Origin of the sequence: Methylobacterium organophilum (assembly GCF_022179465.1) — a bacterium.
Lineage (GTDB): Bacteria > Pseudomonadota > Alphaproteobacteria > Rhizobiales > Beijerinckiaceae > Methylobacterium > Methylobacterium organophilum.
Genome location: NZ_BPQV01000004.1, coordinates 388,983 through 411,585, shown reverse-complemented (window position 1 = coordinate 411,585; position 22,603 = coordinate 388,983). Strand labels below are relative to the sequence as shown.

The following is a 22,603-nucleotide window of genomic DNA, read 5'->3' as shown; positions in this document are numbered from 1 at the left end:
AGGTCCGCCGAACAATTCCGCGGGAGACGGGATCACTTGATGTTCGAACGCGCCAGTGAGCGTATTCGGCGCTGGCTCGACGCCGTCGGACACCTGCAACTGCTGGCGATCCTCGCGTTTCTCGGGCCGGCCCTGGTGCTGGCCGTCGTCACGCTGCAATCCCGCACGCTTCTTCTGCAGAGCGCGGCAGACCGGGCCGGCCGACTCGCCGACCTGCTGGCGCAGCATGCGACGACGACCTTCGATACCTACAACCTCACCTTCAACCGTGTCGAAGACTATCTCAGGGACGCGCCCAGGCCCCTGGAAGAAGCGCCGCTTCACCGGCTGCTGAGTCAGCTCGACGGCGAGGTCCGCAGCACGGATGCGCTGGTCTATTACGATCCGTCCTGGAACACGGCGGCCCACAGCCGCTTCATGCCCACCGCCCGCACCTATGTCGGCGACCGCGATTACATCCGGATGGTCGAGGCGCAGAGCGCGGGCGGCGAGACGCTGCTGTCGGGCAAGCAGGGGCTCGTGGTCAGTCGGCCGTTCCGCAGCCGTATCACCGGTGCGGTCATTCTGGTCGCGGCGCGGGGCCTGCACGATGCGTCCGGCCGTCTGCAGGGCGGCCTCGGGGTGGTGCTGTCGCAGAGCGTCTACCAGGACTTCTACCGCACCGCGGCGCTCTCGAAGAGCGACCGCGTGGCCCTGATCCGCGCCGACGGACGGGTGCTCGCCCAGATCCCGCCCGCGCCGGCCGCGCCCGAGCCGAGCTACGCGGCGGCGCCGGCCGTGAACGGGCTGGCCGCCTCCTTCGAGCGTCCCCTGCCCCTCATCGACGGCACGGCCGACACGGTGTCGGACGCCGACGGGATCCGGCGCATCGCCGGGCTGCGGCGGGTCGAGGGCTACCCGGCCTATGTCGAGGTCGGTCTGGCGGTGGAGGGCCTGCTCGCGCATTGGCGCCGCGGCGTGGCGGTGAACGCCGTCATCGCGGCCCTGACCAGCCTGGCGCTCTTCGCCCTGGCCCGCCTGGCGCTGGCCAAGACCCGGGCCGAGGCCGAGGCGCAGCGGCTGCTCCTGGCGGAGGCCGAGGAGCGGGCCAAGGCCGAGGCCGCCCTGCGCCAGGCCCAGAAGATGGAGGCCCTTGGGCAGCTCACCGGCGGCATCGCCCACGACTTCAACACCGTGCTCAACGTCGTCCTGGTGAATCTCGAGAATGCCCGGCGCTGGCTCGACGACGGAAGGGCGAAGGAGCCGGGCCGGCTCGACGGCTACGTTCTGGCCGCGACGCAGGGGGCGGAGCGGGGCGTCGCCCTGACCCGGCGCCTGCTCGGCTTCGCCCATCCCCAGGCGATGGAGGCGGGTCCGGTCATGGTCTCGCGCCTCGTCTTCGGCGTGCTGGAGCTGCTGGGCCAGGCCGCGGGCAGCGGCGTGCGCATCACCCTCGACTGCCCGCGCTCTCTGCCCCCGGCCCTCGCCGACGCCAATGCCCTGGAGACGGCGCTCCTCAATCTCGTGGTCAATGCCCGCGACGCCATGCCGAACGGGGGACGGGTCCACATCGCCGCCCGGGCCGAGACCGTGAAGCCGGGCGCCCTCGCCGCGATCCGGCCCGGCCGCTACGTCGTCGTCGGCGTGGAGGATACCGGGCGCGGCATGGATGCGGAGGCGGTGGCGCGGGCGACCGAGCCCTTCTTCACCACGAAGCCGCCGGGAATGGGCTCGGGCCTCGGCCTCGCCATGGTCGACCGCTTCGCCCGGCAATCCGGCGGCCTGCTCGGCCTCACCAGCCGCCCCGGCCACGGCACCCTCGTTGAGATCTGGCTGCCCGCCGCCGAGGTCCCGGCGCCTCAGCCGGTGGTGACGTCGTAGCGCAGCCGCGGCGCGACGACCCGCCGCTTGCGATTGCTGCCGCTGCGGCGGGCCGGTACCTTCGCCTGGAACCGGAACGGGGAAGATGGCGACCTACACAGCCGACATCGCCTGGGCGCTCGCCGAGGGCGAGGATTTCTTGGCTGGCCGCTACGGCCGCGGCCACAGCCTCGGCTTCGATGGCGGCGTGAGCGTGCCCGGCTCCGCCTCCCCGCACGTGGTCGGAAAATGGGCGGATCCGAAGGCGGTCGATCCGGAGGAGATGCTGGTGGCGGCCCTGTCGAGCTGCCACATGCTGAGCTTCCTCCATGTCGCGCGCCTCGCCGGCTACATGGTCACGGCCTATCGCGACCATGCCGTGGGCACGATGGCGGAGATCGCGCCGGGCCGGCAGGCGGTGACGCGGGTGGTGCTCCATCCCGCGATCGCCTGGACAGGCGCCCCACCGGACGCGAAGACCCTCGACCACCTGCATCACGAGGCGCATGCGGTCTGCTTCATCGCCAATTCGGTGAAGACCGAGGTGATGGTGGCGCCCGCCTCCGAAGCTCTTCCGCCCGAGGACGACAACCGATGACCGAGCTGACCCTCGCCGCCGCGCAGACCCTGGTCGCGGAGGCCCTGCGCACGGCCCGCGCGCGCGACCTCAAGCCGCTCGCAGTCGTGGTCTACGATGCCCGCGGCGCCCTCAAATGCCTGGCCGCGGAGGACGGCACCTCCCTGCGCCGCACCGAAATCGCCCGGGGCAAGGCCAATGGCGCCCTCGCCCTCGGCCTCGGCTCCCGAGCTCTGCACAAGCGGGCCGAGGAGCAGGCCTATTTCCTCACCGCGCTCGGCGAGATCGTCGGGCCGGACGGCATCGTGCCCGTGCCCGGCGGCGTGCTGATCCGCGACGGGCAGGGCCGGCTCCTCGGGGCGGTGGGCGTGTCCGGCGACACCTCCGACAACGACGAGATCTGCGCGCTGGCCGGCATCGCCGCGGCGGGCTTCTCCGGCGATACCGGCGCCTGATGGCGCTCGACCGGCGCCGCCTGCTCGCCGGGGCGGCCTGCTGGCCTGCCCTGCCCCGTGCCGCCGGCGCCGCCTCGACCACCCTCTACCGGCGCGGCAACGACGCGGATCCCGAGACGCTCGACCCGCACAAGTCCTCGACGGTGGCGGAGGCGCATCTCCTGCGCGACCTCTACGAGGGCCTGCTGACCTACGACAATCTCGGCCGGATCGTGCCCGGCGCCGCCGAACGCTGGGCGGTGTCCGAGGACCGGCTCACCTACACCTTCCGCCTGCGCGCGGACGGGCGCTGGTCGAACGGCGATCCCGTGGTCGCCGAGGATTTCGTCTTCGCCCTGCGCCGTATCCTCTCCCCCGCCACGGGGGCGAAATACGCCGAGGTGCTCTATCCCCTCCTCGAAGCCCCCGCGGTGAATCGCGGCGAGAAGCCTGTCGAAGCCCTCGGCGTCGCCGCCCCCGATCCCGCCACCGTCGTGGTGCGGCTCGGCGAGCCGGTGCCCTACCTGCTCGAGCTCCTCACCCACCAGACCACTCTGCCGGTGCATCGCCCCTCCCTCGCCCGCTACGGCGACGCCTTCACCCGGCCGGGCAACCTCGTCTCGAACGGTCCCTACGCGCTGCGGGACATGGTGCCCAACGACCGGATCACCCTGGTGGCGAATCCCCATCACCGGGATGCGGGGGCGCTGGCGATCCGCGAGGTCGCCTTCATCCCGACGCCGGATCTCGGGGCAGCGGTGCGCCGCTACGCCGCCGGCGAGATCGATTCCCTGTCCGATCTGCCCGGCGACCAGATGGCCTCGCTCAAGCGCCGCTTCGGCGACGCGGTGAAGCTCGGGCCGGCCCTCGGCGTGCTCTCCATCGCCGTCAACACGCGCAAGAAGCCCTTCGACGACCCCAGGGTGCGCCGGGCCCTCGCCCTCGTCATCGACCGCGAGTTCCTGGCGGAGGCGGTCTGGGGCGAGACCATGGCCCCGGCCTACTCCCTCTGCCCGCCCGGCCTCGACCATTACCGCACGCCCCCGGAGCTGCCCGGGCGGGAGACGCTACCCATCGACCGGGAGGAGGAGGCGCGCCGCCTCCTCGCGGAAGCCGGCTTCGGGGAGAGAAACCCCCTCGACCTCGAGTACCGGTTCAACGTCACGGACAACAACCGCAACACCGCGGTGGCGCTGGCCGATTTCTGGCGGGGCCTGGGGATCCGGACGCGCTTCACCGCTACCGACGCGAAGACCCATTTCGCCTATCTGCGCGACGGCGGCGATTTCGATCTCGCCCGGATCTCCTGGTACGCCGACTATTCCGATCCGCAGAACTTCCTGTTCCTGCTGCGCACCGGCAATGACGGGCTCAATCCCGGCCGCTGGTCGAATGCCGATTACGACCGGCTGCTGGCGGAGGGGGCGGCCGAGCGCGACGTGGGCCGGCGCGCGGACCTGCTTTTCGCCGCGGAGCGGATCGCCCTTGCCGAGCTGCCCTGGATCCCGCTCCTGCATTACCGCTCGAAGGCGCTGATCCCGGCCCGCCTGCACGGCTTCCATCAGAACCTGCGCAACGCCGCGCCCACCCGCTACCTGTCGCTGACTCCGTGACCGGCTTCCTGCTGCGCCGCCTCGCGCAAGGCGTTCCGACCTTCCTGATCGTCGTCGCGGCCGCCTTCTTCATGATCCGCCTCGCCCCCGGCGGCCCCTTCGACCTGGAGCGGCCCCTGCCCCAGGCAGCGATGGAGAATCTGCGGCGCGTCTACGGCCTCGACGCACCCCTGCCCGAGCAGTTCTTCTGCTACCTCGCCGCCCTGGCGCAGGGGGATTTCGGCCCCTCCTTCTCCTTCCGCGACCTGACCGTGGCCGATCTCTTCGCCCGCGGCCTGCCCGTCTCGATGACGCTCGGCGCCCTGGCCCTGGCGCTGTCTCTGTCTCTGGGGATCGCCCTCGGCAGCCTCGCGGCCCTGCAGCGCGGCCGGTTCGCCGACCGGGGCGTCGGCCTCCTGGTGGCGCTCGGGTTGGCGGCCCCGAGCTTCGTCGTGGCGCCGCTCCTCCAGATCCTGTTCGGCCTCACCCTGCGCTGGCTTCCCGTCGGCGGCTGGGAGGGCGGGGCGCCGGCAAACCTCGTCCTGCCGGTGCTGACGCTCGCCCTGCCCCAGGCGGCGGTCTTCGCCCGGCTGACCCGCGGCGCCCTCGTCGAGGCCCTGGCCGAGCCGCATGTGCGCACCCAGCGTGCCATGGGCCTGCCGCCCCTGCAGGTGCTGCGCCATGCCCTGCGGGCGGCCCTGCTGCCGGTCCTGGCCCTGCTGGGGCCATTGGCGGCGGCCCTGCTCACCGGCTCCGTGGTGGTCGAGACCATCTTCGGCCTGCCGGGAATCGGCCGCTACTTCGTCGACGGGGCCCTGAACCGCGACTACACCCTGGTGATGGGTACGGTGGTGCTGGTGGCGGGCCTCGTCATCCTCCTCAACATCGCCACCGATCTCCTCGCCGCCTGGCTCGATCCCCGCCAGAGGCGCGTGCCGTGAGAACCGCCCCCGCCGTCCTGATCGCGATCGCGCTTGCCTGCCTGCTCGGCCCCTTCCTCACCGGGCACGCGCCGGAGCGGATCTACCCGGACCTCGTGCGCATCGGCCCCGGCCTCGCGTCGCATCCGACACGGGAGGAGATCCACCCGGCCATCGACCGCCTCGCCTTCCGCATGCGCCTGCCCCTGGACGATGTGTCCGTGGCCGGTGGCCGGGTCCGCCTGACCATCGCCGCGGACAAGTCCGTGGATGCGCGCAGCCTCGTCTATCTGTCCCGCTCCGCCCTGTTCGGGCCGCCGGAAGTGGTGGAGCGCCGCGCGGACGGCACGCCCCGCGTGGTCGAGGCCGGGATCGCGCGGCTCTCCTTCCCCCTCGGCACCGACACGGTGGGGCGCGATCTCCTGACCCGCTGCCTCGTGGCCGGGCGGATCTCCCTCCTGATCGGCCTCGTGGCCGCCGCGGCCTCCCTGCTGATCGGCGTCGCCTACGGCGCGGTCTCCGGCATGGCTGGCGGCGGGGTGGACGCGGCGATGATGCGCGTCGTCGACGCCCTCTATTCCCTGCCCTTCGTGTTCTTCGTGATCCTGCTGCTCGTGTTCTTCCGGGCCGGGCTCTGGCTCGTGCTCGCGGCGGTGGCGGCGGTGGAATGGCTCGACATGGCGCGCATCGTGCGCGGCCAGACCCTCTCCCTCAAGAATCGCGACTACGTGCGGGCGGCCCGGGCGCTCGGCCTGTCGGCGCCGGCCATCCTGGCCCGCCACGTGGTGCCGAACGCGCTGGGCCCCATTCTGGCGGCCGCGGCCCTCACCGTGCCGCGGGTGATCCTGCTCGAGAGCTTCCTGTCCTTCCTCGGGCTGGGGGTGCAGGAGCCGGCGACCTCCTGGGGCGTGCTGATCGCCGAGGGCGCCCGGTCCATCGAGGCCGCGCCCTGGATGCTCGCCGCCCCGGCCGGTTTCCTCGTCGTGACGCTGCTCGCCCTCAACGCCCTGGGCGAGGCCCTGGAGGCGGCTTTGCCCGGCCGACATCGGCGCGCAGGCCCGATGCCGGCCGGCATCAACTCCCCGTGAGATCCCGGACCTATCCCGAATTGTTTTTCCGCGTTCAGCTTCAGGGACATAGCCTTCGTGTCGCGGCTCTTCCGCCGCGCCGTGGGACTCGACTCATGAAACGTCTCATCCTCGCCGCCTCGCTCGCCTCGCTCTGCGCGAGCCTGCCCGGCGCCGCCTTCGCGCTTAGCACGAAGGAGTGTTCCACCAAGTATCAGGCGGCCAAGCAGGCCGGCACCCTGAACGGCCAGAGCTGGAACGACTTCCGCAAGGCGCAATGCGGCGACACGGCCGCGGCCGCGCCGGCCACCACCGCCCCGGCGCCGACGACGCCCGCGCCGACCGCGACGGCGGCGCCCGCTCCGGCCGCCAAACCTGCGGCCCCTACCGCGGCCGCGACGCCACCCGCCGCCAGCGGGGCCGCCCTATTTCCCAAGGCGGTGGACCCGAAATACGCCAAGGACTCTCCTGGCAAGGCCCGGCAGCAGACCTGCCTGGACCAGTACAAGGCCAACAAGGCCTCCAGCGGCACCGCCAATGGCGGCATGAACTGGATCCAGAAGGGCGGTGGTTACTTCTCGGAGTGCAACAAGCGCCTGAAGGTCTGAGCCCGTCCCCGCCCCGTCAGGGCGCCCATTGCCAGAACACCGAGCCGGTGAAGGCGAAGACCGGCTCGCCGTGCTGGTTGCACGCGGTGTTGTGGTGGGTGGCGAGGCCCCAGCCGGGGCGGGAGGCCGAGGCGCGCTTGTCCACGAGCCGGCTGGAATAGCGGATCGTGTCGCCCGCATAGACGGGCTTGAGCCAGCGCAGGTCCTTGAAGCCCGGCGAGGGGCCGAGCTGGGGCACCGGTCCGGTCTGCGCGGTGAGCGCCATGTCCCGCCGCCAGGTCGTGAGAAGCCGCTTCATCCAGACGGCGGCCGTGTGCCAGCCCGAGGCGCAGAGGCCGCCGAAATGCGTCTGCGCGGCGGCTTCCGGATCGAGGTGGAAGGCCTGCGGATCGTAGGCGCGGGCGAAGGCGACGATCGTGTCCGGCTCGAAGCGATGGGCGCCGAGGTCGCGGGCCACGCCGAGTTCCGCTTCCCCGAGGAAGGGCACCGGCACCGCGTCCTCCGGCTCGGCCGGGGGCGCGGTGCCGGTTTCGAGAAGGGGAGCCAGGGGCGGCAGCGGCGCGGCGCCCCGCCGGGGGAAGATCACCGTGAAGGTCTGACTCATCACGGCCTCGTCCCGGCCGTTGAGCAGGGTCATCGCGAAGCGGACGAAGCCGCGATCCGGTCGCGAGCCGGAGGTGCGCGTGTCCTCGACGACGATCCGCGCCCGCAGGGAATCGTCCGGCAGCACGGGCTTGAGCCAGCGCAGCTCCGAGACGCCCGGCGAGCCCATGGAGGTGGCACCGCGGAAAGCGTCCCGCTGCAGGAGGCGCATGCCGAGGCTCGCGGTCTGCCAGCCGGAGGCGATCAGGGTGCCGACGAAGGTCTTCCGGGCCGCCGCCTCGTCGAGATGGAAGGGCTGCGGGTCGAACGCCTGCGCGAAGGCGATCATCGCCTCGCGGGAGACCGTGAGGGGCGCTCCCTCGATCACCTGCCCGCGGATGAAATCCTCGAAGGTGATCGTCTCGGCGCCCATTCCGGTTTCCCTTGTGCTTGCCGTCAGTTGGCGAAGCGGAAATGCAGCACGTCGCCGTCCTGCACGACGTAATCCTTGCCCTCGAGCCGCAGTTTGCCGGCGTCGCGGGCCCCGGCCTCGCCGTTCAGCGTCGTGTAGTCCTTGAAGGCGATGGTCTCGGCGCGGATGAAGCCCTTCTCGAAATCCGAATGGATCACGCCGGCCGCGCCGGGGGCGCGGGTGCCCTTGACGATGGTCCAGGCCCGGGCCTCCTTCGGCCCCACGGTGAAGTAGGTGACGAGGCCGAGCAGGTCGTAGCCCGCCCGGATCACCCGGTTGAGGCCCGGCTCGGTCAAGCCCACCGCCTCCAGGAACTCGCCCTGGTCGGCCTTGGGCATCACCGCGATCTCGCTCTCGATCTTGGCCGAGACCACCACCGCCACCGCGCCCTCGGCCTTGGCCCGGGCGAAGACCGCCTCCGACTGGGCGTTGCCCTTGTCGGCGTCGCCCTCGTCCACGTTGCAGACATAGAGCACGGGCTTGGCCGTCATCAGGCCGAGCTGGCGGAACAGGAACTCTTCCTCGGCCTTGCGCTCCACGAGGCGCGCCGGCTTGCCGTCGCGCAGCAGGGGCAGGGCGCGGTTGACGAGGTCGAGGAATTCCTTGGCCTCCTTGTCGGAGCCCTTGGCCTTCTTCTCCAGGGCCACGACCCGCTTCTCGAGGCTCTCCAGATCGGCGAGCATCAGCTCGGTCTCGATCGTCTCGATATCGGCGATCGGGTCGACCTTGCCCTCGACATGGGTGACATCGCTGTCCGTGAAGCAGCGCACCACATGGGCGATGGCGTCGACCTCGCGGATATTGGCGAGGAACTGGTTGCCGAGCCCCTCCCCTTTCGAGGCGCCGCGCACGAGGCCGGCAATGTCGACGAAGGTGAGCCGCGTTGGGATGATCTCCTTCGAGCCGGCGATCCGCGCGAGCTCGTCGAGGCGCGGGTCGGGCACCGCGACCTCGCCCACGTTCGGCTCGATCGTGCAGAACGGGTAATTGGCGGCCTGCGCCGCGGCCGTCTGCGTCAGCGCGTTGAAGAGCGTCGACTTGCCGACATTCGGCAGGCCGACGATGCCGCACTTGAAGCCCATGGTGGTATCCGAAATCCGTGAGAGCTGTCGCCGCCCGGGTCGTCCGGGCGGGCGGGTCAGAGCAGGTTGCGTTCCTTGGCGAGCGCCACGAGGTCGTGCTGCGGGCGCGCGCCGATATGCTGGATCACCTCAGCCGCGGCCAGGGTGCCGAGCCGGGCGCTGGTCACGTAGTCGAGCCCCCGGGCATGGCCGGCCAGGAAGCCCGCCGCGAACAGATCGCCCGCCCCCGTCGTATCGACGAGCTCGTGGACGGGAGAAGCCTCGACCGCGCGGACCTCGCCGCCCTTGACGACGAGGGCGCCCTCCTCCGAACGGGTGACGAGGCCGAGCAGGTGCCGGCCGTTGGCGTCGCGCTCCTCGCGCAGCGCCGCGACGGCGGCCTCGGCATCCTCGGTGCGGTACAGGCTCTTCAATTCGCTCATATTGGCGAACAGGATGTCGATGCTGCCGTCCCGGATCAGGCCGAGGAACTCGTCCCGGTAACGGTCGACGCAGAAGGCGTCGGAGAGGGTGAGGGCCACGGCGTTGCCGGCACCGTGGGCGATCTGCACCGCCTTGCGGAAGGCGTCCTTGGCCGCCGGCGGATCCCACAGGTAGCCTTCGAGGTAGGTCACCCGGGCGCTGCGCACGGTGGCCTCGTCCACGTCCTCCGGCGAGAGCTTCTGGCAGGCCCCGAGATAGGTGTTCATGGTGCGCTCGCCATCCGGCGTCACCAGGATGAAGCAGCGGGCGGTGGCCGGCCCGTCGGCGGCGTGCGCGACCGCGAAGCGGACACCGGTGGCCTTGAGGTCGTGGGCGAAGAGGCCGCCGAGCTCGTCGTCGCGGACCTTCCCGATAAAGCCGGTCTTGGCTCCGAGAAGCGCCGCGCCGACCGCGGTGTTGGCCCCCGAGCCGCCCGACACGATGGTCGCGGGACCCATGACTTCGAACAGAGCCTCGGCCCGTGCCTCGTCGATCAGCTGCATCGCGCCCTTGTGCACGCCCTGCTTCGCGAGGAAGTCTTCGTCGGTGCGCGCGATCAGGTCGACGATGGCGTTGCCGAGCACGAGGAGGTCGAGGGAATCGGGCATCGGGCCATCCTGTTCGGGGTGGAAGACCCCGGCCCTGTGGCATCGCCTCCCGGAAGCGTCAAGCGAAGCGGCCCGGTGGGATTTTCGCGGTGCGCGAAGCGGTCTTCCGCCCGGACAGGGAATTCGTCGATGCGCAGGCGCGCGCCGCCGCGCTATTGTAGCGTTCCGATCTCGCAGCGGGCGTAGTCGGCGCTCGCCTTCACATAGGCATTGAGCTTCTCGACATAGGCCTGCGCAAGGGGGCGGAAGGCCTCGATCTGGACGTTGTAGGCCTTGATCGCGTCGTTGTAGCTGTAGGCCTCCCAGCCGGGGCATCCGTCCTTCGCGGAGAGGCAGGCGGGTTTCTGCGGAAGAGCGGGTTTGGGGGGTCTGCCCTCGACCGGGGGCGGGGCCGGCGGCGTGCAGGCGGCGCGGGCGCCGCTCTCCGCCGCCATCAGCGCCAGGATCGCTGCGACCGCCGCCGCGCCTCTCGTCCGTCCCCGCATCCCCGTCCCTTCCCGCTCGTTCCGTCCGGTCTCAAGAGCCGGGACTTGTGGCGGGATTCAGGTTCGGTGCGGGCCGCGCCCGATTTCGGTGCGCCGGCACCTTCCGTCCGCGCCAGGCCGCGAGCAGGCTCGCCGCGAGGCCGAAGCCGAACACCCACCAGGCTGGGCTGACCTTGTAGGAGAAGTCCCCGTTGGCTTCGAGGACGAGGCTTGCCGGCACGCCGCTCTTGAGGGCGTACCAAGCCGCCTCGAGGCCCGCGGTGAGGAGGCCCGCCGCCGCCGCGAGCCCGAACAGGACAGGGCCACCCGTCGTCCAGCCCAGGCGCTGGAGCAGCCGGTAGCCCATCAGCAGGGCGAAGACGCCGGTGGCGAAGACGGGATCGGTCACGTCGAGCTTGGCCTGCAGGAAGTGATGCACGAGCCCGAGGACGGCGATGGCGTAGACGAGCCGGTGCAGACTGTTCCAGCGCCGGCCCAAGCGCCGGATCATGCCGTCGGTCGAGGTCACGCCCAGCACGATCAACCCGACGAAGGCGAGAAAGCCGATCGTCAGGTAGACGCGCAGGGCGATCTCCGCCGCAACCGTGCCGAGGGCGAAGTTCTGATCGGCGGCGTAGAGCGTGAGGTGGATCAGGGCATAGGCGAGAACCGAGAGCCCGAGCATGCGCCGCACCAGGATCAGGCGCGGCCAATCGCCGATCCGGCGCAGCGGCGAGACCGCGAGCGTGATCAGCAGCAGGCGCACCGCCCATTTGCCGGTCTCGTAGATCAGCGCGGTGAGCGGCTTCGCCCCGAGCGCGTCCGCGTAGAAGGCCCCGGCGAGGTAGAGGCCCGGGGCGAGCAGCAGGAGGAAGGTGACGAGCTTCAGGGGCGAGAGCCGCCCGGCGCGGTCGAGCCAGGGAAGGGCGAGGACGTGTTGCGCAGGCATGCGGAATCCGCTGGTGGTGTCGGAGAAGGATGTAGGCGCGGCCTTCGGCGAGGATGAGGCAGTGTCGGGCGGCGGCTGCGTCGCAGGGCGAAGGCCCCGAACGGGTCTTCGTCCGCCGGCTTTCCGGGTTACGGGCCCCTCCCGAAAAGTTTGGAGCCTGCGCGGCTGCCGGGGGGCGTCGTTAACGCAGCGCCCGCAAATCTGCTCTACATCGCGCCCATGCCCGCACAGAACGACAGCGCCGTCGCAAGCCTGACCGAAGAGGAGGCCCGCGCCCGCCATGCCGCGCTCTCCGAACGGATCGAACGCGCCAACCACCTCTATTACAACGAGGACGCGCCCGAGCTGACGGACGCGGAATACGACGCCCTGCGCCGGGCGCTCGAGGCGATCGAGGCCGGCTTCCCCGAACTGACCGGCACGACCGAGGCGAGCGCCGGGGTCGGCGCCAAGCCCTCGGGACGGTTCGAGAAGGTACGGCACGCCGTGCCGATGCTCTCCCTCGGCAATGCCTTCGCCGACGAGGAGGTGGAGGAATTCGTCGCCCGGGTGCGGCGCTTCCTCAACCTGCCCGCGGACGCCCCTGCCGCCTTCACCGCGGAGCCGAAGATCGATGGCCTGTCCCTCTCGCTGCGCTACGAGGGCGGCCGCCTCGTCACCGCGGCGACCCGAGGTGACGGCGAGGTCGGCGAGAACGTCACCGCCAATGCGCGCACCGTGGAGGATATCCCGGAAACGCTCTCCGGCGAGGGCTGGCCGGAAGTGCTGGAGGTGCGCGGCGAGGTCTATCTCTCGCATGCCGATTTCGCGCGCATCAACGAGCGCCAGGAAGCTGACGGGCTGCCGACCTTCGCCAATCCACGCAACGCTGCGGCCGGCTCGCTGCGCCAGAAGGATCCGGCGATCACGGCCTCGCGGCCGCTGCGCTTCTTCGCCTATGCCTGGGGGGAGGTCTCGGAACCGGTGGCCGAGACGCAATCCGGCGTGTTGGAGCGGTTCCGGGCCTTCGGCCTGCCGGTGAACCCGCTGACCGTGCTCTGCGCGGATGCCGAGGCGATGCTCGCCCATTACCGCCAGATCGAGGCGCAGCGGGCCAGCCTCGGCTACGACATCGACGGCGTCGTCTACAAGGTCGACGACCTCGCCTTTCAGAAGCGGCTCGGCTTCGTCAGCCGGGCTCCGCGCTGGGCGCTCGCCCACAAATTCCCCGCCCAGGAAGCCACGACGGTGCTGGAGGCGATCGACATCCAGGTCGGCCGCACCGGCTCGCTCAATCCGCTCGCGCGGCTCCGGCCCGTGACCGTGGGGGGCGTCGTCGTGTCGAACGCGACGCTGCACAACGAGGGCTACGTGCAGGGGGTGGGCGGCGACGGCGAGCCGATCCGCGAGGGGCGTGACATCCGCGTCGGCGACACGGTGATCGTGGTGCGCGCGGGCGACGTCATCCCGAAGGTGATGGACGTGCTGCTCGACAGGCGGCCGCCCGAGGCCGTGCCCTTCGTCTTCCCCGAGACCTGCCCGGCCTGCGGCAGCAAGGCGGTCCGGGAGTTCAATCCCCGCACCAAGAAGCTCGACGCGGTGCGCCGCTGCACCGGCGGCCTGATCTGCCCGGCCCAGGGGGTGGAGCGCCTGAAGCACTTCGTCTCGCGCAACGGGTTCGACCTGGAGGGCTTCGGCCAGACCTATATCGAGGTGCTGTTCGAGGCCGGCCTCGTGAAGCAGCCGGCCGATCTGTTCCGCCTCACCTTCGAGCCCCTGAAGGCGGCGATCGTCGCACGGCGCGAGGCTCTGTCCGCGCAGCGCCGCGCGGAGGGAGAGCCGCCGCCGAAGAAGCCCACCAAGAAGAAGGGCGAGGAGGAGGACAAGGCGATCAAGAACCTGCTCGCCTCCCTGGATGCGCGCCGCACGATCCCCCTCAACCGCTTCCTGTTCGCCCTCGGCATTCCTCAGATCGGCGAATCGACCGCGAAGGCCCTGGCCAAGCGCTTTCCTGACATGACCGCGATGATGGAGGCGGTCGCGGCGGCAGGACGGGCGCGGGCCGGGGAGGACTGGCTGGCGCTCTCGGCGATCCCGCGGATCGGCCCCGGCACCCGCGACAAGCTGCTCGCCGCCGAGCCGAATGCCGGCGAGGTGCTCGGGGGCCTGTCTCCGGGCGCGCGCCTGTTCGGCCGCCTCACCCCGTCGCAGGCGGAGGCCGTGCTCGCCCATTACGGCGACCGGGAGACGGCGGAGGCGGCCCTCCTTCGGGCGGCCGGCCAGCAGCCCGGGGAGGCCTATCACTGGCTCGCCGATGACGGCGAGATCGGGCCGGTGGCGACCGATTCGCTGATCGCCTTCTTCTCCGAGCCGCACAACGACGCGGCCGTACGCGCCCTGCTCGCCGAGGTTGCGACGCAGCCGATGGAGAGCGCCGGCACGGCGACCGCCTTCGCCGGCAAGACCGTGGTCTTCACGGGCAGCCTGGAGCGCATGACCCGCAACGAGGCCAAGGCGACGGCGGAGCGCCTCGGCGCCAAAGTCTCGGGCTCGGTCTCGGCCAAGACCGATCTCGTGGTGGCGGGGCCCGGCGCCGGGTCCAAGCTGAAGGACGCCGAGAAGCACGGCGTCCGCGTGGTCAGCGAGGAGGCCTGGCTGGCGATGATCGAGGGCGCCTGAGGCGCGGGGCCGGAGGTGGGATCCGGCCCCGCGGTGCCGTGGTTCAGCAGGCCAGGCGGGCGAGCCGGGCCGCCTGCACGATCGCCCCGGTGTCACGCACCGTTCCCCGGTGCCAGCCGGCCTTTCCCCGCTCGATCAGGGCGGCCGGCCGGGAGATTTCCAGGAGGATGTTGGAGCCGGCGATCAGCGTGCCGTCGCGGTCGCGCAAGGGGGTCGGATAGGGCATGAAGACGGCCCGGCTTCCGTCCGGCCGCTCCAGGATCGCCTGAACGCCGCGCACCGGCCGCTCCTCCCGAAGGGCGAGGGCCATCGGGCAGCGGTCATGCGGCAGGGGAGCGCCCTCGGTGTCGTAGAGCTTCCAGGCGCCACACCAGCGGGCCTTGCCCAGGACGGGCCGGTAGCCCCACAGGGCGGCAGCGGCATCGTTGTAGAAGGTCAGCCAGCCCTCGGCGTCGGTGGTGTAGAGGGCGGCAGGAATCTGCCGGAACAATTCGGCCCGAGAGGGCTCGTAGTTCCAATCCGAATCCGGTGCGTCGAAATCGTAATCGAGGCCTTCGAGGTCCATCGCTGCTCCCCACGACGGCGGGCATCGGTCAATGCCCGTCAAAGCATTCCGAGTGCCCCCCTCTGTCGTGGGTTTCCAGCGAACCGCCCTGCCCCGAAGGGCCGACCGACTTACCGGTGGGCGTGTGCGACGCCCGAACTCCAGATCGTCCAACCGTTGCGAGATTGTGCCGAAGCGGCTCCCGGGGGCGGTCGCTGCCTCGACGCCATGAACGGCAGATGCCGAACTGGGCTCTCCCGCACGGCCTTGTTGCGGACGGAGCTAGAATGCACGTTGCGCGACAGTGATCAAGCGGAAATGGCCATCAAATCGAATTGATGCCAGATCAGCCTGAAGCCATCTGCTGTCTTCGCCCGAAGACTGGATTGTTTCTTAATTTACATCACTGTTTTGCGGCTGCTCAACCGCTCTTTGCGTCGCAACAATAGCGTGATTTGCCGGCGAATCGTGCCGCGCTCGAATATCATTTCTCGGTGACCATTGATGTATGATGGAATCGTTCGCGGCGGGGCAGGCGCTCTCGGACCGATCGAGCCGCGGCAGGCCCTCGCGTCTTGCGGCGCAGCCGGCCCCTCCCCTATTTTCGCGCCATGAGCGCCGTCGCGATCGACTTCGAGACCGCCAACGAGCGGCGCGACAGCGCCTGCGCGGTTGGCCTTGCCTGGATCGAGCACGGCCGGGTGGTGCGGCGGGAAACGCGCCTGATCCGGCCGCCGGAGCTGCGCTTCGCGCCGGGCAACATCCGCATCCACGGCATCCTGCCGGCCGATGTGCGCGACGCCCCGGCCTTTCCGGAGGCGATCGCCCCTTTTCTCGACGACCTGCGCGGACGGCTCCTGCTGGCCCATAACGCGCCCTTCGACATGGGCGTGCTGCGCGCCTCCCTCGCCGCCTGGGGACAGCCGGTGCCGGCCTTCGCCTCGCTCTGCACCCTGCAGGTGGCCCGGCGGGTGTTTCCCGATCCGGCCGGATGCGGCCTCTCCAAGGTCGCCGCCCGCCTCGGCATCCGCTTCGAGCACCACGATGCCGGGGAAGACGCCTATGCCTGCGCCGAGATCGCCCTTGCCGCCCTGCGCGAGACGGGCCTCGACGACCTGCGGACCCTGGCCAAGAGGCTGGCGCTGCCCATCGTCACCCAGGCGCCGGGCTACCACCCCAACCTGGAGGCCGCCGCCTCGACCGCCTCCCGCGCGCTGCTGGCGACGCGCGAGCGCAAGGCCGCGCCCGACGATGCTCTCCGCTTCACGATGCGCGGCAGCACGGGCAACCGCTACGAGGTGGTGCTGGAGGAGCATGCCCTCGGCCCCTATCTGCGCTGCTCCTGCCAGGCCGGGCGCAACCGCCGCCGCTGCCGCCATGTCGACGCCGTGGTCGAGGGCGACGTGACCGATCTGCTCTCCGGCAATTTCGCCGATGTCGAGCGCCTGCGTCGGCGCCTCGACGGGGCCGAGGTCGGCCCCGTGCGGGCGCGGCGGGTGGCGGCGGCCTAGGGCCGCTGCGCGCACCGCCTCAGACGTGGATCGCCCGCTTGTCGACGGCGAGGGCGGCTTCCTTCACTGCCTCGGTCAGGGTCGGATGGGCGTGGCAGGTGCGGGCGATGTCCTCAGCGGAGGCGGCGAATTCCATCGCCACCGCGACCTCGGCGATGAGGTTGCCCGCATCGGCGCCGACGATGTGCACGCCGAGGACGCGGTCGCTCTCTGCATCCGCCAGGATCTTCACGAAGCCGTCCGTGGTGCCGTTGGCCTTGGCCCGGCCGTTGGCGGTGAAGGGGAACTTGCCGGCCTTGTAGGTGATCCCGTCCTTCTTCAGCTCCTCCTCGGTGCGCCCGACCGAGGCGACCTCGGGGAAGGTGTAGACCACGTTCGGGATCACCCCGTAATTCACGTGGCCCGACTGCCCGGCCAGGATCTCGGCGACCGCCACGCCCTCGTCCTCGGCCTTATGGGCGAGCATCGGCCCGGCGATCACGTCGCCGATCGCGTAGATGCCGGTGATGTTGGTGGCGTAGTGCTCGTCGGTCTGGATGCGGCCCTTGTTGTCGACCTGCACGCCGACATTCTCCAGCCCGAGGCCCTCGGTGTAGGGTACGCGGCCGATCGAGACGAGGACCACGTCCGCCTCCAGCGTCTCGGCCTCGCCGCCCTGGGCCGGTTCCACGGTGACGCGGGCGCCTTTCTCGGTTGTCTCGACGCCGGTCACCTTGGTCGAGAGTTTGAAGGCCATGCCCTGCTTGGCCAGGATCCGCTGGAACTGCTTGCCGACTTCGCCGTCCATGCCCGGCAGCACCCGGTCGAGATACTCGACCACCGTCACCTCGGCGCCGAGCCGGCGCCAGACGGAGCCGAGCTCCAGGCCGATCACGCCGGCGCCGATGACGAGGAGCTTCTTCGGCACCTCACTGAGTTCGAGGGCCCCCGTCGAGGAGACGACCACCTTCTCGTCGATCGTGACGCCCGGCAGCCGGGTCACGTCGGAGCCGGTGGCGATGACGATGTTCTTGGCCTCCAGCATCTGGTTGCCGCCATCCTCCGAGATCACCTCGACCCGGCCCGCGCCGGCGATGCGGCCCTTGCCGTGATAGCTGTCGACCTTGTTCTTCTTGAGCAGGAACTCGACGCCCTTGGTGTTGCCGGCGACGCCCTCGGCCTTGAAGGCCTGCATCTTCTTCAGGTCGAGCTTCACTGGGCCGACGTCGATGCCGAGATCGGCGAAATGCTTGTTCGCCTCCTCGAAGGCCTCGGAGGCATGGAGCAGGGCCTTCGAAGGGATGCAGCCGACATTGAGGCAGGTGCCGCCATGGGTCGCCCGCTTCTCGACCACGGCGGTCTTCAGCCCGAGCTGGGCCGCCCGGATGGCGCAGACATAGCCCCCGGGGCCTGTGCCGATGACGACGAGATCGTAAGCGCTCATGGAAGTCGACTCGCAGCAAGTGGGGCGGGTCGAAGTCCCGCCATCGGATAAGATAAGCAAGCGGAAGCGTCCGGCCGTGCGTCAACACGGCCGGCGGACGGCAGCGACCGCGCCTTAGAGGTCGAGCACCAGACGCGCCGGATCCTCCAGCGCCTCCTTGACGCGAACGAGGAAGGTCACGGCCTCCTTCCCGTCGACGATGCGGTGATCGTAGGAAAGCGCCAGATACATCATCGGCCGCGCCTCGATCTTGCCGGCGCGGACCACCGGGCGCTCCTCGATGCGGTGCATGCCGAGGATGCCCGATTGCGGGGCGTTGAGGATCGGTGTCGACATCAGCGAGCCGTAGATGCCGCCATTGGTGATCGTGAAGGTGCCGCCCTGCATCTCCTCGATGGAGAGCTTGCCCTCGCGGGCCTTCTTGCCGAAGCCGGCGATCGTCTTCTCGATGCCGGCGATCGAGAGATCGTCGGCGTCCCGCACCACCGGCACGACGAGGCCCTTGTCGGTGCCGACGGCGATGCCGATGTGGTAATAGTTCTTGTAGACGAGGTCCTGCCCGTCGATCTCGGCGTTCACCGCCGGCACGTCCTTCAGCGCTCCGATCACCGCCTTCGTGAAGAAGCCCATGAAGCCGAGCTTCGTGCCGTGCTTCTTCTCGAAGATGTCCTTGTACTGGGAGCGCAGGGCCATCACCGCCGACATGTCGACGTCGTTGAACGTCGTCAGCATCGCTGCCGTGTCCTGGGCGCTCTTGAGGCGCCGGGCGATGGTCTGACGCAGCTTGGTCATGCGCACGCGCTCCTCGCGCGCGGCATCGTCCGGGGCGGAGGGGGCCCGCGGCGGGGCGGGGGGGGCCTTGCTCTCCTGGGCCGGCGCCTTGTCGCCGGCCTTGCCGATGGCGGCGAGCATGTCGCCCTTGGTCACCCGTCCGTCCTTGCCGCTGCCGTTGAGGCTCGCCGGGTCGATGCCGGATTCCCGGGCGAGCTTGGCCACAGCCGGGCCGCTCTCCTCGGCGGAGCGTCCGCCGGTCGGCGGGGCATCGGAATGGCTGCCGTAGGAGGCCGAGGATTCCTGCGGGGCGCTCTCCTCGGTCTTCTTCTTGTCGGCGGAGGCCGTCTTCGGCGCTTCGCTGCGGCTGTCGGCTTTCTCGCCGCCCTTGGCCGGCTTGGCGGTTTCCTTAGCCGCCCCCTTGCCGCCCTCGATGATCGAGCCGAGCACGGCGCCGGGCTCCACGGTCTCGCCGTCCTTGACCAGGATCTCGCCGAGTTCGCCGGCGGCGGGCGCGTTCACCTCCAGGGTGACCTTGTCCGTCTCGAGCTCCACCAAGGGCTCGTCGGCGGCGACCGTGTCGCCCGGCTGCTTGAACCAGCGGCCGATCGTGGCCTCGCTCACGGATTCGCCGAGCGTCGGGACGAGGATGTCGGTTGCCATGATCGTTCGTCCCCGGGCGGGGACCTCCTCTTCAGATGCGTGAGTCGCGTGAGCGCGGAATCATTGCGGGCGCAGGATCAGGAAGGGCACCGGCGCCCCCCTGTCGGCGAAACCGGCCTGCGTCAGGATGACGGGGTCTGCGGCACCCAGGCGCCGTGGCCGCGAAGAGCGCCGTCTCGGCCGCCGTCGCATCGAAGGGAAAGCTCGGGCGGGGCGGCTCCAAACGGAGCAGGAAAGACGGCATCGCCGGCCTCAGACCGCCAGAGCCTCGTTGAGGAAGGCCTGGAGCTGGGCGAGGTGCTTCGACATCAGGCCGGCTGCGGTGGAGGCCGAGGCGGGACGGCCGACATAGCGCGGACGCTTCACCGCGGAGCCGGCCTGGCCGAGCACCCATTCGAGATAGGGCTCGACGAAGGCCCAGGAGCCCATGTTCTTCGGCTCCTCCTGGCACCAAACCACCTCCGCATTGCGGAAGCGCGTCATCTCGTTGGCGAGCGCCTTGAGCGGGAACGGATAGAGCTGCTCGACGCGCATCAGGTAGACGTCGTTGACGCCCCGCTTCTCGCGCTCCTCGTAGAGATCGTAATAGACCTTGCCCGTGCAGAGCACGACGCGGCGGATCTTATCGTCGCGCACCAGCTTGACGCCGCTCTCGTCGTGCTCGGCGTCGTCCCACAGGATGCGATGGAAGGTCGAGCCCTCGGCCAGCATGTCGAGGGAGGAGACCGCCCGCTTGTGGCGCAGCAGCGACTTCGGCGTCATCAGCACCAGCGGCTTGCGGAAGTCGCGGTTCAACTGGCGGCGCAGGATGTGGAAGTAGTTCGAGGGCGTCGTGCAGTTGGCGACCTGCATGTTGTCCTCGGCGCACATCTGCAGATAGCGCTCCAGGCGGGCCGAGGAATGCTCCGGCCCCTGGCCCTCGTAGCCATGGGGCAGCAGAAGCACGAGGCCGGACATGCGCAGCCACTTGCGCTCGCCCGAGGAGATGAACTGGTCGATCACGACCTGCGCGCCGTTGGCGAAGTCGCCGAACTGCGCCTCCCACAGCACCAGGGAATTCGGCTCGGCCAGCGAATAGCCGTACTCGAAGCCGAGCACCGCCTCCTCGGAGAGCATCGAGTTGATGACCTCGAGGCTCGCCTGGCCCTCGCGCACGGAGTTGAGCGGCGTGTAGCGCTGCTCGTTCTCCTGGTCGATCACCACCGCGTGGCGCTGGGAGAAGGTGCCGCGCTCCACGTCCTGGCCGGACAGGCGGACGCGGTGGCCCTCGATCAGCAGGGAGCCGAAGGCCAGGGCCTCGGCCGTCGCCCAGTCGATCCCCTGCCCCGTCTCGACCGACTTGGCGCGGTTGTCGAAGAAGCGCTGGATCGTGCGGTGCAGGTGGAAGCCGGGGGGCGGCGTGGTGATGCGCTGGGCGATCTGGCGCAGGGTCTCCGCGGGCACGCCGGTGCGGCCGCGGCGGGGATCGTCCACGTCCTCGCGCACCGCCTTGAAGCCGGACCAGCGCCCGTCGAGCCAATCCGCCTTGTTGGCCTTGTAGCTCCCGGCCAGCTCCAGCTCGTTGTCGAGCATGGCCCGGAACTCGGCCTTGCGGTCGTCGAGCTGCTCCCGGGTGACGTCGCCGCGCTCGACGAGTTTGTTGCCGTAGGTCTCCAAAGCGGTCGGATGCTTGCGGATCCGCTGGTACATCTTCGGCTGGGTGAAGGCCGGCTCGTCACCCTCGTTATGGCCGAAGCGGCGATAGCAGAGCATGTCGATCACGACCGGCTTGCCGAATTGCTGCCGGTACTCCGTCGCGATCTTGGCCGCGAAGGTCACCGCCTCCGGATCGTCGCCGTTGCAGTGGAAGATCGGGGCTTCCACCATCTTCGCCACGTCGGAGGGATAGGGCGAAGACCGTGAGAAGCGCGGATCGGTGGTGAAGCCGATCTGATTGTTGATGATGAAGTGGATCGAGCCGCCGGTACGGTGACCCTTCAGGCCGGACAGGCCGAAGCACTCCGCCACCACGCCCTGGCCGGCGAAGGCCGCGTCGCCGTGGATCAGCAGCGGCAGCACCTTGCGGCGCTCGACATTGGGCTTGGCCTTCTGGTCCTGCTTGGCGCGCACCTTTCCCAGCACCACGGGATCGACGATCTCGAGATGCGACGGGTTCGCGGTGAGCGAGAGATGGACGTTGTTGCCGTCGAAGGCGCGGTCCGAGGAGGCGCCGAGATGGTACTTCACGTCGCCGGAGCCCTCGACCTCCGCCGGAGAGGACGAGCCGCCCTTGAACTCGTTGAAGATCGCTCGGAAGGGCTTGGCCATCACGTTGGCCAGCACGTTCAGCCGGCCGCGATGGGCCATGCCGAGCACGATCTCCTCGACGCCCAGCGCGCCGCCGCGCTTGATGATCTGCTCCAGGGCGGGGACGATCGACTCGCCGCCGTCGAGGCCGAAGCGCTTCGTGCCGGTATACTTGGTGTCGAGGAACTTCTCGAAGCCCTCGGCCTCGATCAGCTTGTTCAGGATCGCGCGACGGCCCTCGGGGGTGAAGGAGATCTCCTTGTCCTTGCCCTCGATGCGCTCCTGGATCCACGCCTTCTCCTCCGGATCGGAGATGTGCATGAACTCGACGCCGAGCGTCTGGCAGTAGGTGCGCTCCAGGATCGAGACGATCTCGCGGATCGTCGAGAATTCGAGCCCGAGCACGTTGTCGAGGAAGATCGGGCGGTCCCAGTCGGATTCCTTGAAGCCGTAATGCTGGGGATGCAGCTCCTCGTGGTCGCCTCGGGGGGCGAGGCCGAGCGGATCGAGCTTGGCATGCAGATGGCCGCGCATGCGGTAGGCGCGGATCAGCATGATCGCGCGCACGGAATCCTTGGTGGCCTGCTCGACGGAGACGCCGGTCGCCGCCACGATGGCCGCACCCTTCCCGGAATCGACCGGCTTGCCGGCCTTGGCCTGGATCTTCTCGCCGAGCGTCTTCTCGAGGGCACCCCAATTGCCGTCGAGGGCCGAGACGATCTCGCCGTTCAGCGGCACCGGCCAGTTGGGCTTCGTCCAGGAGGCGCCGGCGGCGTTCTTCTCGACGAGGGCATCGTCCTCGTTGAGGCTGCGGAAGAAGCGCTGCCATTCGGGATCGACCGAATTCGGGTCCCGGGCATAAGCCGCCTGAAGCTCCTCGATCCAGGCGGCGTTGGCGCCGTAGAGGAAGGAGGTCTCGAGAAGGGCTTCGTTCGCGTCCTGGCGTGCCATGGCTGCCTGTCCTGATCCGCGTTGGCCGGCCCGGCTCTCCCGAGCGCGGCCGCCGCATCGTCTTCGAGTACCGGCGCGCCTCGTCTTCGAATGAGGCTCAGAGCCTCATTCGCGCGCCTTTCCCATCACGTGGGGCGGGA

The 22,603-nt window shown here is 70.1% G+C and carries 18 protein-coding genes; 9 read left to right on the top strand and 9 right to left on the bottom strand.

Annotated elements, in window-relative coordinates:
- Positions 1-39: 39 nt before the first annotated feature.
- The 7 genes from MFF21_RS09425 to MFF21_RS09395 all read left to right on the top strand — a co-directional run bounded on the left by MFF21_RS09425 (position 40) and on the right by MFF21_RS09395 (position 7,037).
- Complete coding sequence (locus tag MFF21_RS09425; RefSeq protein WP_238310885.1) at positions 40-1,860, top strand: sensor histidine kinase; 1,821 nt, start codon at positions 40-42, stop codon at positions 1,858-1,860.
- A gap of 85 nt (positions 1,861-1,945) precedes the next feature.
- On the top strand, positions 1,946-2,437 hold the full coding sequence (locus MFF21_RS09420) for an OsmC family protein (RefSeq protein WP_238310884.1): 492 nt from the start codon (positions 1,946-1,948) through the stop codon (positions 2,435-2,437).
- A complete protein-coding gene (locus tag MFF21_RS09415) occupies positions 2,434-2,871 on the top strand; it encodes a GlcG/HbpS family heme-binding protein (protein ID WP_238310883.1) in 438 nt (145 codons plus the stop codon). Before MFF21_RS09420 ends, MFF21_RS09415 begins: the two co-directional genes overlap by 4 nt.
- Positions 2,871-4,463, top strand: a complete 1,593-nt coding sequence (locus MFF21_RS09410) for a peptide ABC transporter substrate-binding protein (protein ID WP_238310882.1) — start codon at positions 2,871-2,873, stop codon at positions 4,461-4,463. Before MFF21_RS09415 ends, MFF21_RS09410 begins: the two co-directional genes overlap by 1 nt.
- Positions 4,460-5,383, top strand: coding sequence for an ABC transporter permease (locus tag MFF21_RS09405; RefSeq protein ID WP_238310881.1), 924 nt, complete (start codon positions 4,460-4,462; stop codon positions 5,381-5,383). The genes MFF21_RS09410 and MFF21_RS09405 overlap by 4 nt, the downstream gene beginning before the upstream one ends.
- Entirely contained in the window at positions 5,380-6,450 is a 1,071-nt protein-coding gene (locus MFF21_RS09400; RefSeq protein WP_238310880.1) for an ABC transporter permease, read from the top strand. The genes MFF21_RS09405 and MFF21_RS09400 overlap by 4 nt, the downstream gene beginning before the upstream one ends.
- 95 nt (positions 6,451-6,545) lie before the next feature.
- Entirely contained in the window at positions 6,546-7,037 is a 492-nt protein-coding gene (locus MFF21_RS09395) for a hypothetical protein (protein WP_238310879.1), read from the top strand.
- Between the two features lie 16 nt (positions 7,038-7,053).
- Here the strand turns inward: MFF21_RS09395 and MFF21_RS09390 are convergent, their stop codons facing one another.
- The 5 genes from MFF21_RS09390 to msrQ form a co-directional block, all read right to left on the bottom strand.
- Positions 7,054-8,052 carry a MaoC family dehydratase gene (locus MFF21_RS09390; protein WP_238310878.1) on the bottom strand — a complete coding sequence of 333 codons (999 nt, stop codon included), beginning with the start codon at positions 8,050-8,052 and terminating at the stop codon, positions 7,054-7,056.
- 23 nt (positions 8,053-8,075) lie between these two features.
- Entirely contained in the window at positions 8,076-9,173 is a 1,098-nt protein-coding gene (gene ychF, locus MFF21_RS09385; RefSeq protein WP_238310877.1) for a redox-regulated ATPase YchF, read from the bottom strand.
- Between the two features lie 56 nt (positions 9,174-9,229).
- Positions 9,230-10,243, bottom strand: coding sequence for an adenosine kinase (locus MFF21_RS09380; RefSeq protein ID WP_238310876.1), 1,014 nt, complete (start codon positions 10,241-10,243; stop codon positions 9,230-9,232).
- A 152-nt stretch (positions 10,244-10,395) separates the two neighbouring features.
- On the bottom strand, positions 10,396-10,728 hold the full coding sequence (locus MFF21_RS09375; RefSeq protein WP_238310875.1) for a hypothetical protein: 333 nt from the start codon (positions 10,726-10,728) through the stop codon (positions 10,396-10,398).
- 31 nt (positions 10,729-10,759) lie between these two features.
- Positions 10,760-11,656 carry a protein-methionine-sulfoxide reductase heme-binding subunit MsrQ gene (msrQ, locus tag MFF21_RS09370; RefSeq protein WP_238310874.1) on the bottom strand — a complete coding sequence of 299 codons (897 nt, stop codon included), beginning with the start codon at positions 11,654-11,656 and terminating at the stop codon, positions 10,760-10,762.
- 219 nt (positions 11,657-11,875) lie between these two features.
- Here msrQ and ligA point away from each other — a divergent pair, with 219 nt between their 5' ends.
- Positions 11,876-14,314, top strand: coding sequence for an NAD-dependent DNA ligase LigA (ligA, locus tag MFF21_RS09365; RefSeq protein ID WP_238310873.1), 2,439 nt, complete (start codon positions 11,876-11,878; stop codon positions 14,312-14,314).
- A gap of 43 nt (positions 14,315-14,357) precedes the next feature.
- Here the strand turns inward: ligA and MFF21_RS09360 are convergent, their stop codons facing one another.
- On the bottom strand, positions 14,358-14,879 hold the full coding sequence (locus MFF21_RS09360) for a PAS domain-containing protein (protein WP_238310872.1): 522 nt from the start codon (positions 14,877-14,879) through the stop codon (positions 14,358-14,360).
- 590 nt (positions 14,880-15,469) lie between these two features.
- On the opposite strand from MFF21_RS09360, the gene MFF21_RS09355 reads away from it, so the two are divergent.
- Positions 15,470-16,369, top strand: a complete 900-nt coding sequence (locus MFF21_RS09355; protein WP_238310871.1) for a 3'-5' exonuclease — start codon at positions 15,470-15,472, stop codon at positions 16,367-16,369.
- Between the two features lie 19 nt (positions 16,370-16,388).
- On the opposite strand, the gene lpdA is transcribed toward MFF21_RS09355, so the two are convergent.
- From lpdA to MFF21_RS09340, 3 genes are all read right to left on the bottom strand, one after another.
- Positions 16,389-17,792, bottom strand: coding sequence for a dihydrolipoyl dehydrogenase (lpdA, locus tag MFF21_RS09350; protein ID WP_238310870.1), 1,404 nt, complete (start codon positions 17,790-17,792; stop codon positions 16,389-16,391).
- 114 nt (positions 17,793-17,906) lie between these two features.
- Complete coding sequence (odhB, locus tag MFF21_RS09345) at positions 17,907-19,226, bottom strand: 2-oxoglutarate dehydrogenase complex dihydrolipoyllysine-residue succinyltransferase (RefSeq protein ID WP_238310869.1); 1,320 nt, start codon at positions 19,224-19,226, stop codon at positions 17,907-17,909.
- Between the two features lie 252 nt (positions 19,227-19,478).
- Positions 19,479-22,463 carry a 2-oxoglutarate dehydrogenase E1 component gene (locus tag MFF21_RS09340; RefSeq protein ID WP_238310868.1) on the bottom strand — a complete coding sequence of 995 codons (2,985 nt, stop codon included), beginning with the start codon at positions 22,461-22,463 and terminating at the stop codon, positions 19,479-19,481.
- Positions 22,464-22,603: the final 140 nt, after the last annotated feature.

Bases quoted from the DNA above. Each gene is read 5' to 3' on its own strand.
- ychF (WP_238310877.1), bottom strand. From the start codon at position 9,173: ATGGGCTTCAAGTGCGGCATCGTCGGCCTGCCGAATGTCGGCAAGTCG.
- MFF21_RS09340 (WP_238310868.1), bottom strand. From the start codon at position 22,463: ATGGCACGCCAGGACGCGAACGAAGCCCTTCTCGAGACCTCCTTCCTC.
- lpdA (WP_238310870.1), bottom strand. From the start codon at position 17,792: ATGAGCGCTTACGATCTCGTCGTCATCGGCACAGGCCCCGGGGGCTAT.
- MFF21_RS09375 (WP_238310875.1), bottom strand. From the start codon at position 10,728: ATGCGGGGACGGACGAGAGGCGCGGCGGCGGTCGCAGCGATCCTGGCG.
- MFF21_RS09380 (WP_238310876.1), bottom strand. From the start codon at position 10,243: ATGCCCGATTCCCTCGACCTCCTCGTGCTCGGCAACGCCATCGTCGAC.
- MFF21_RS09420 (WP_238310884.1), top strand. From the start codon at position 1,946: ATGGCGACCTACACAGCCGACATCGCCTGGGCGCTCGCCGAGGGCGAG.
- MFF21_RS09390 (WP_238310878.1), bottom strand. From the start codon at position 8,052: ATGGGCGCCGAGACGATCACCTTCGAGGATTTCATCCGCGGGCAGGTG.
- MFF21_RS09395 (WP_238310879.1), top strand. From the start codon at position 6,546: ATGAAACGTCTCATCCTCGCCGCCTCGCTCGCCTCGCTCTGCGCGAGC.
- MFF21_RS09360 (WP_238310872.1), bottom strand. From the start codon at position 14,879: ATGGACCTCGAAGGCCTCGATTACGATTTCGACGCACCGGATTCGGAT.
- MFF21_RS09425 (WP_238310885.1), top strand. From the start codon at position 40: ATGTTCGAACGCGCCAGTGAGCGTATTCGGCGCTGGCTCGACGCCGTC.
- odhB (WP_238310869.1), bottom strand. From the start codon at position 19,226: ATGGCAACCGACATCCTCGTCCCGACGCTCGGCGAATCCGTGAGCGAG.
- MFF21_RS09415 (WP_238310883.1), top strand. From the start codon at position 2,434: ATGACCGAGCTGACCCTCGCCGCCGCGCAGACCCTGGTCGCGGAGGCC.
- MFF21_RS09355 (WP_238310871.1), top strand. From the start codon at position 15,470: ATGAGCGCCGTCGCGATCGACTTCGAGACCGCCAACGAGCGGCGCGAC.
- msrQ (WP_238310874.1), bottom strand. From the start codon at position 11,656: ATGCCTGCGCAACACGTCCTCGCCCTTCCCTGGCTCGACCGCGCCGGG.
- MFF21_RS09410 (WP_238310882.1), top strand. From the start codon at position 2,871: ATGGCGCTCGACCGGCGCCGCCTGCTCGCCGGGGCGGCCTGCTGGCCT.
- ligA (WP_238310873.1), top strand. From the start codon at position 11,876: ATGCCCGCACAGAACGACAGCGCCGTCGCAAGCCTGACCGAAGAGGAG.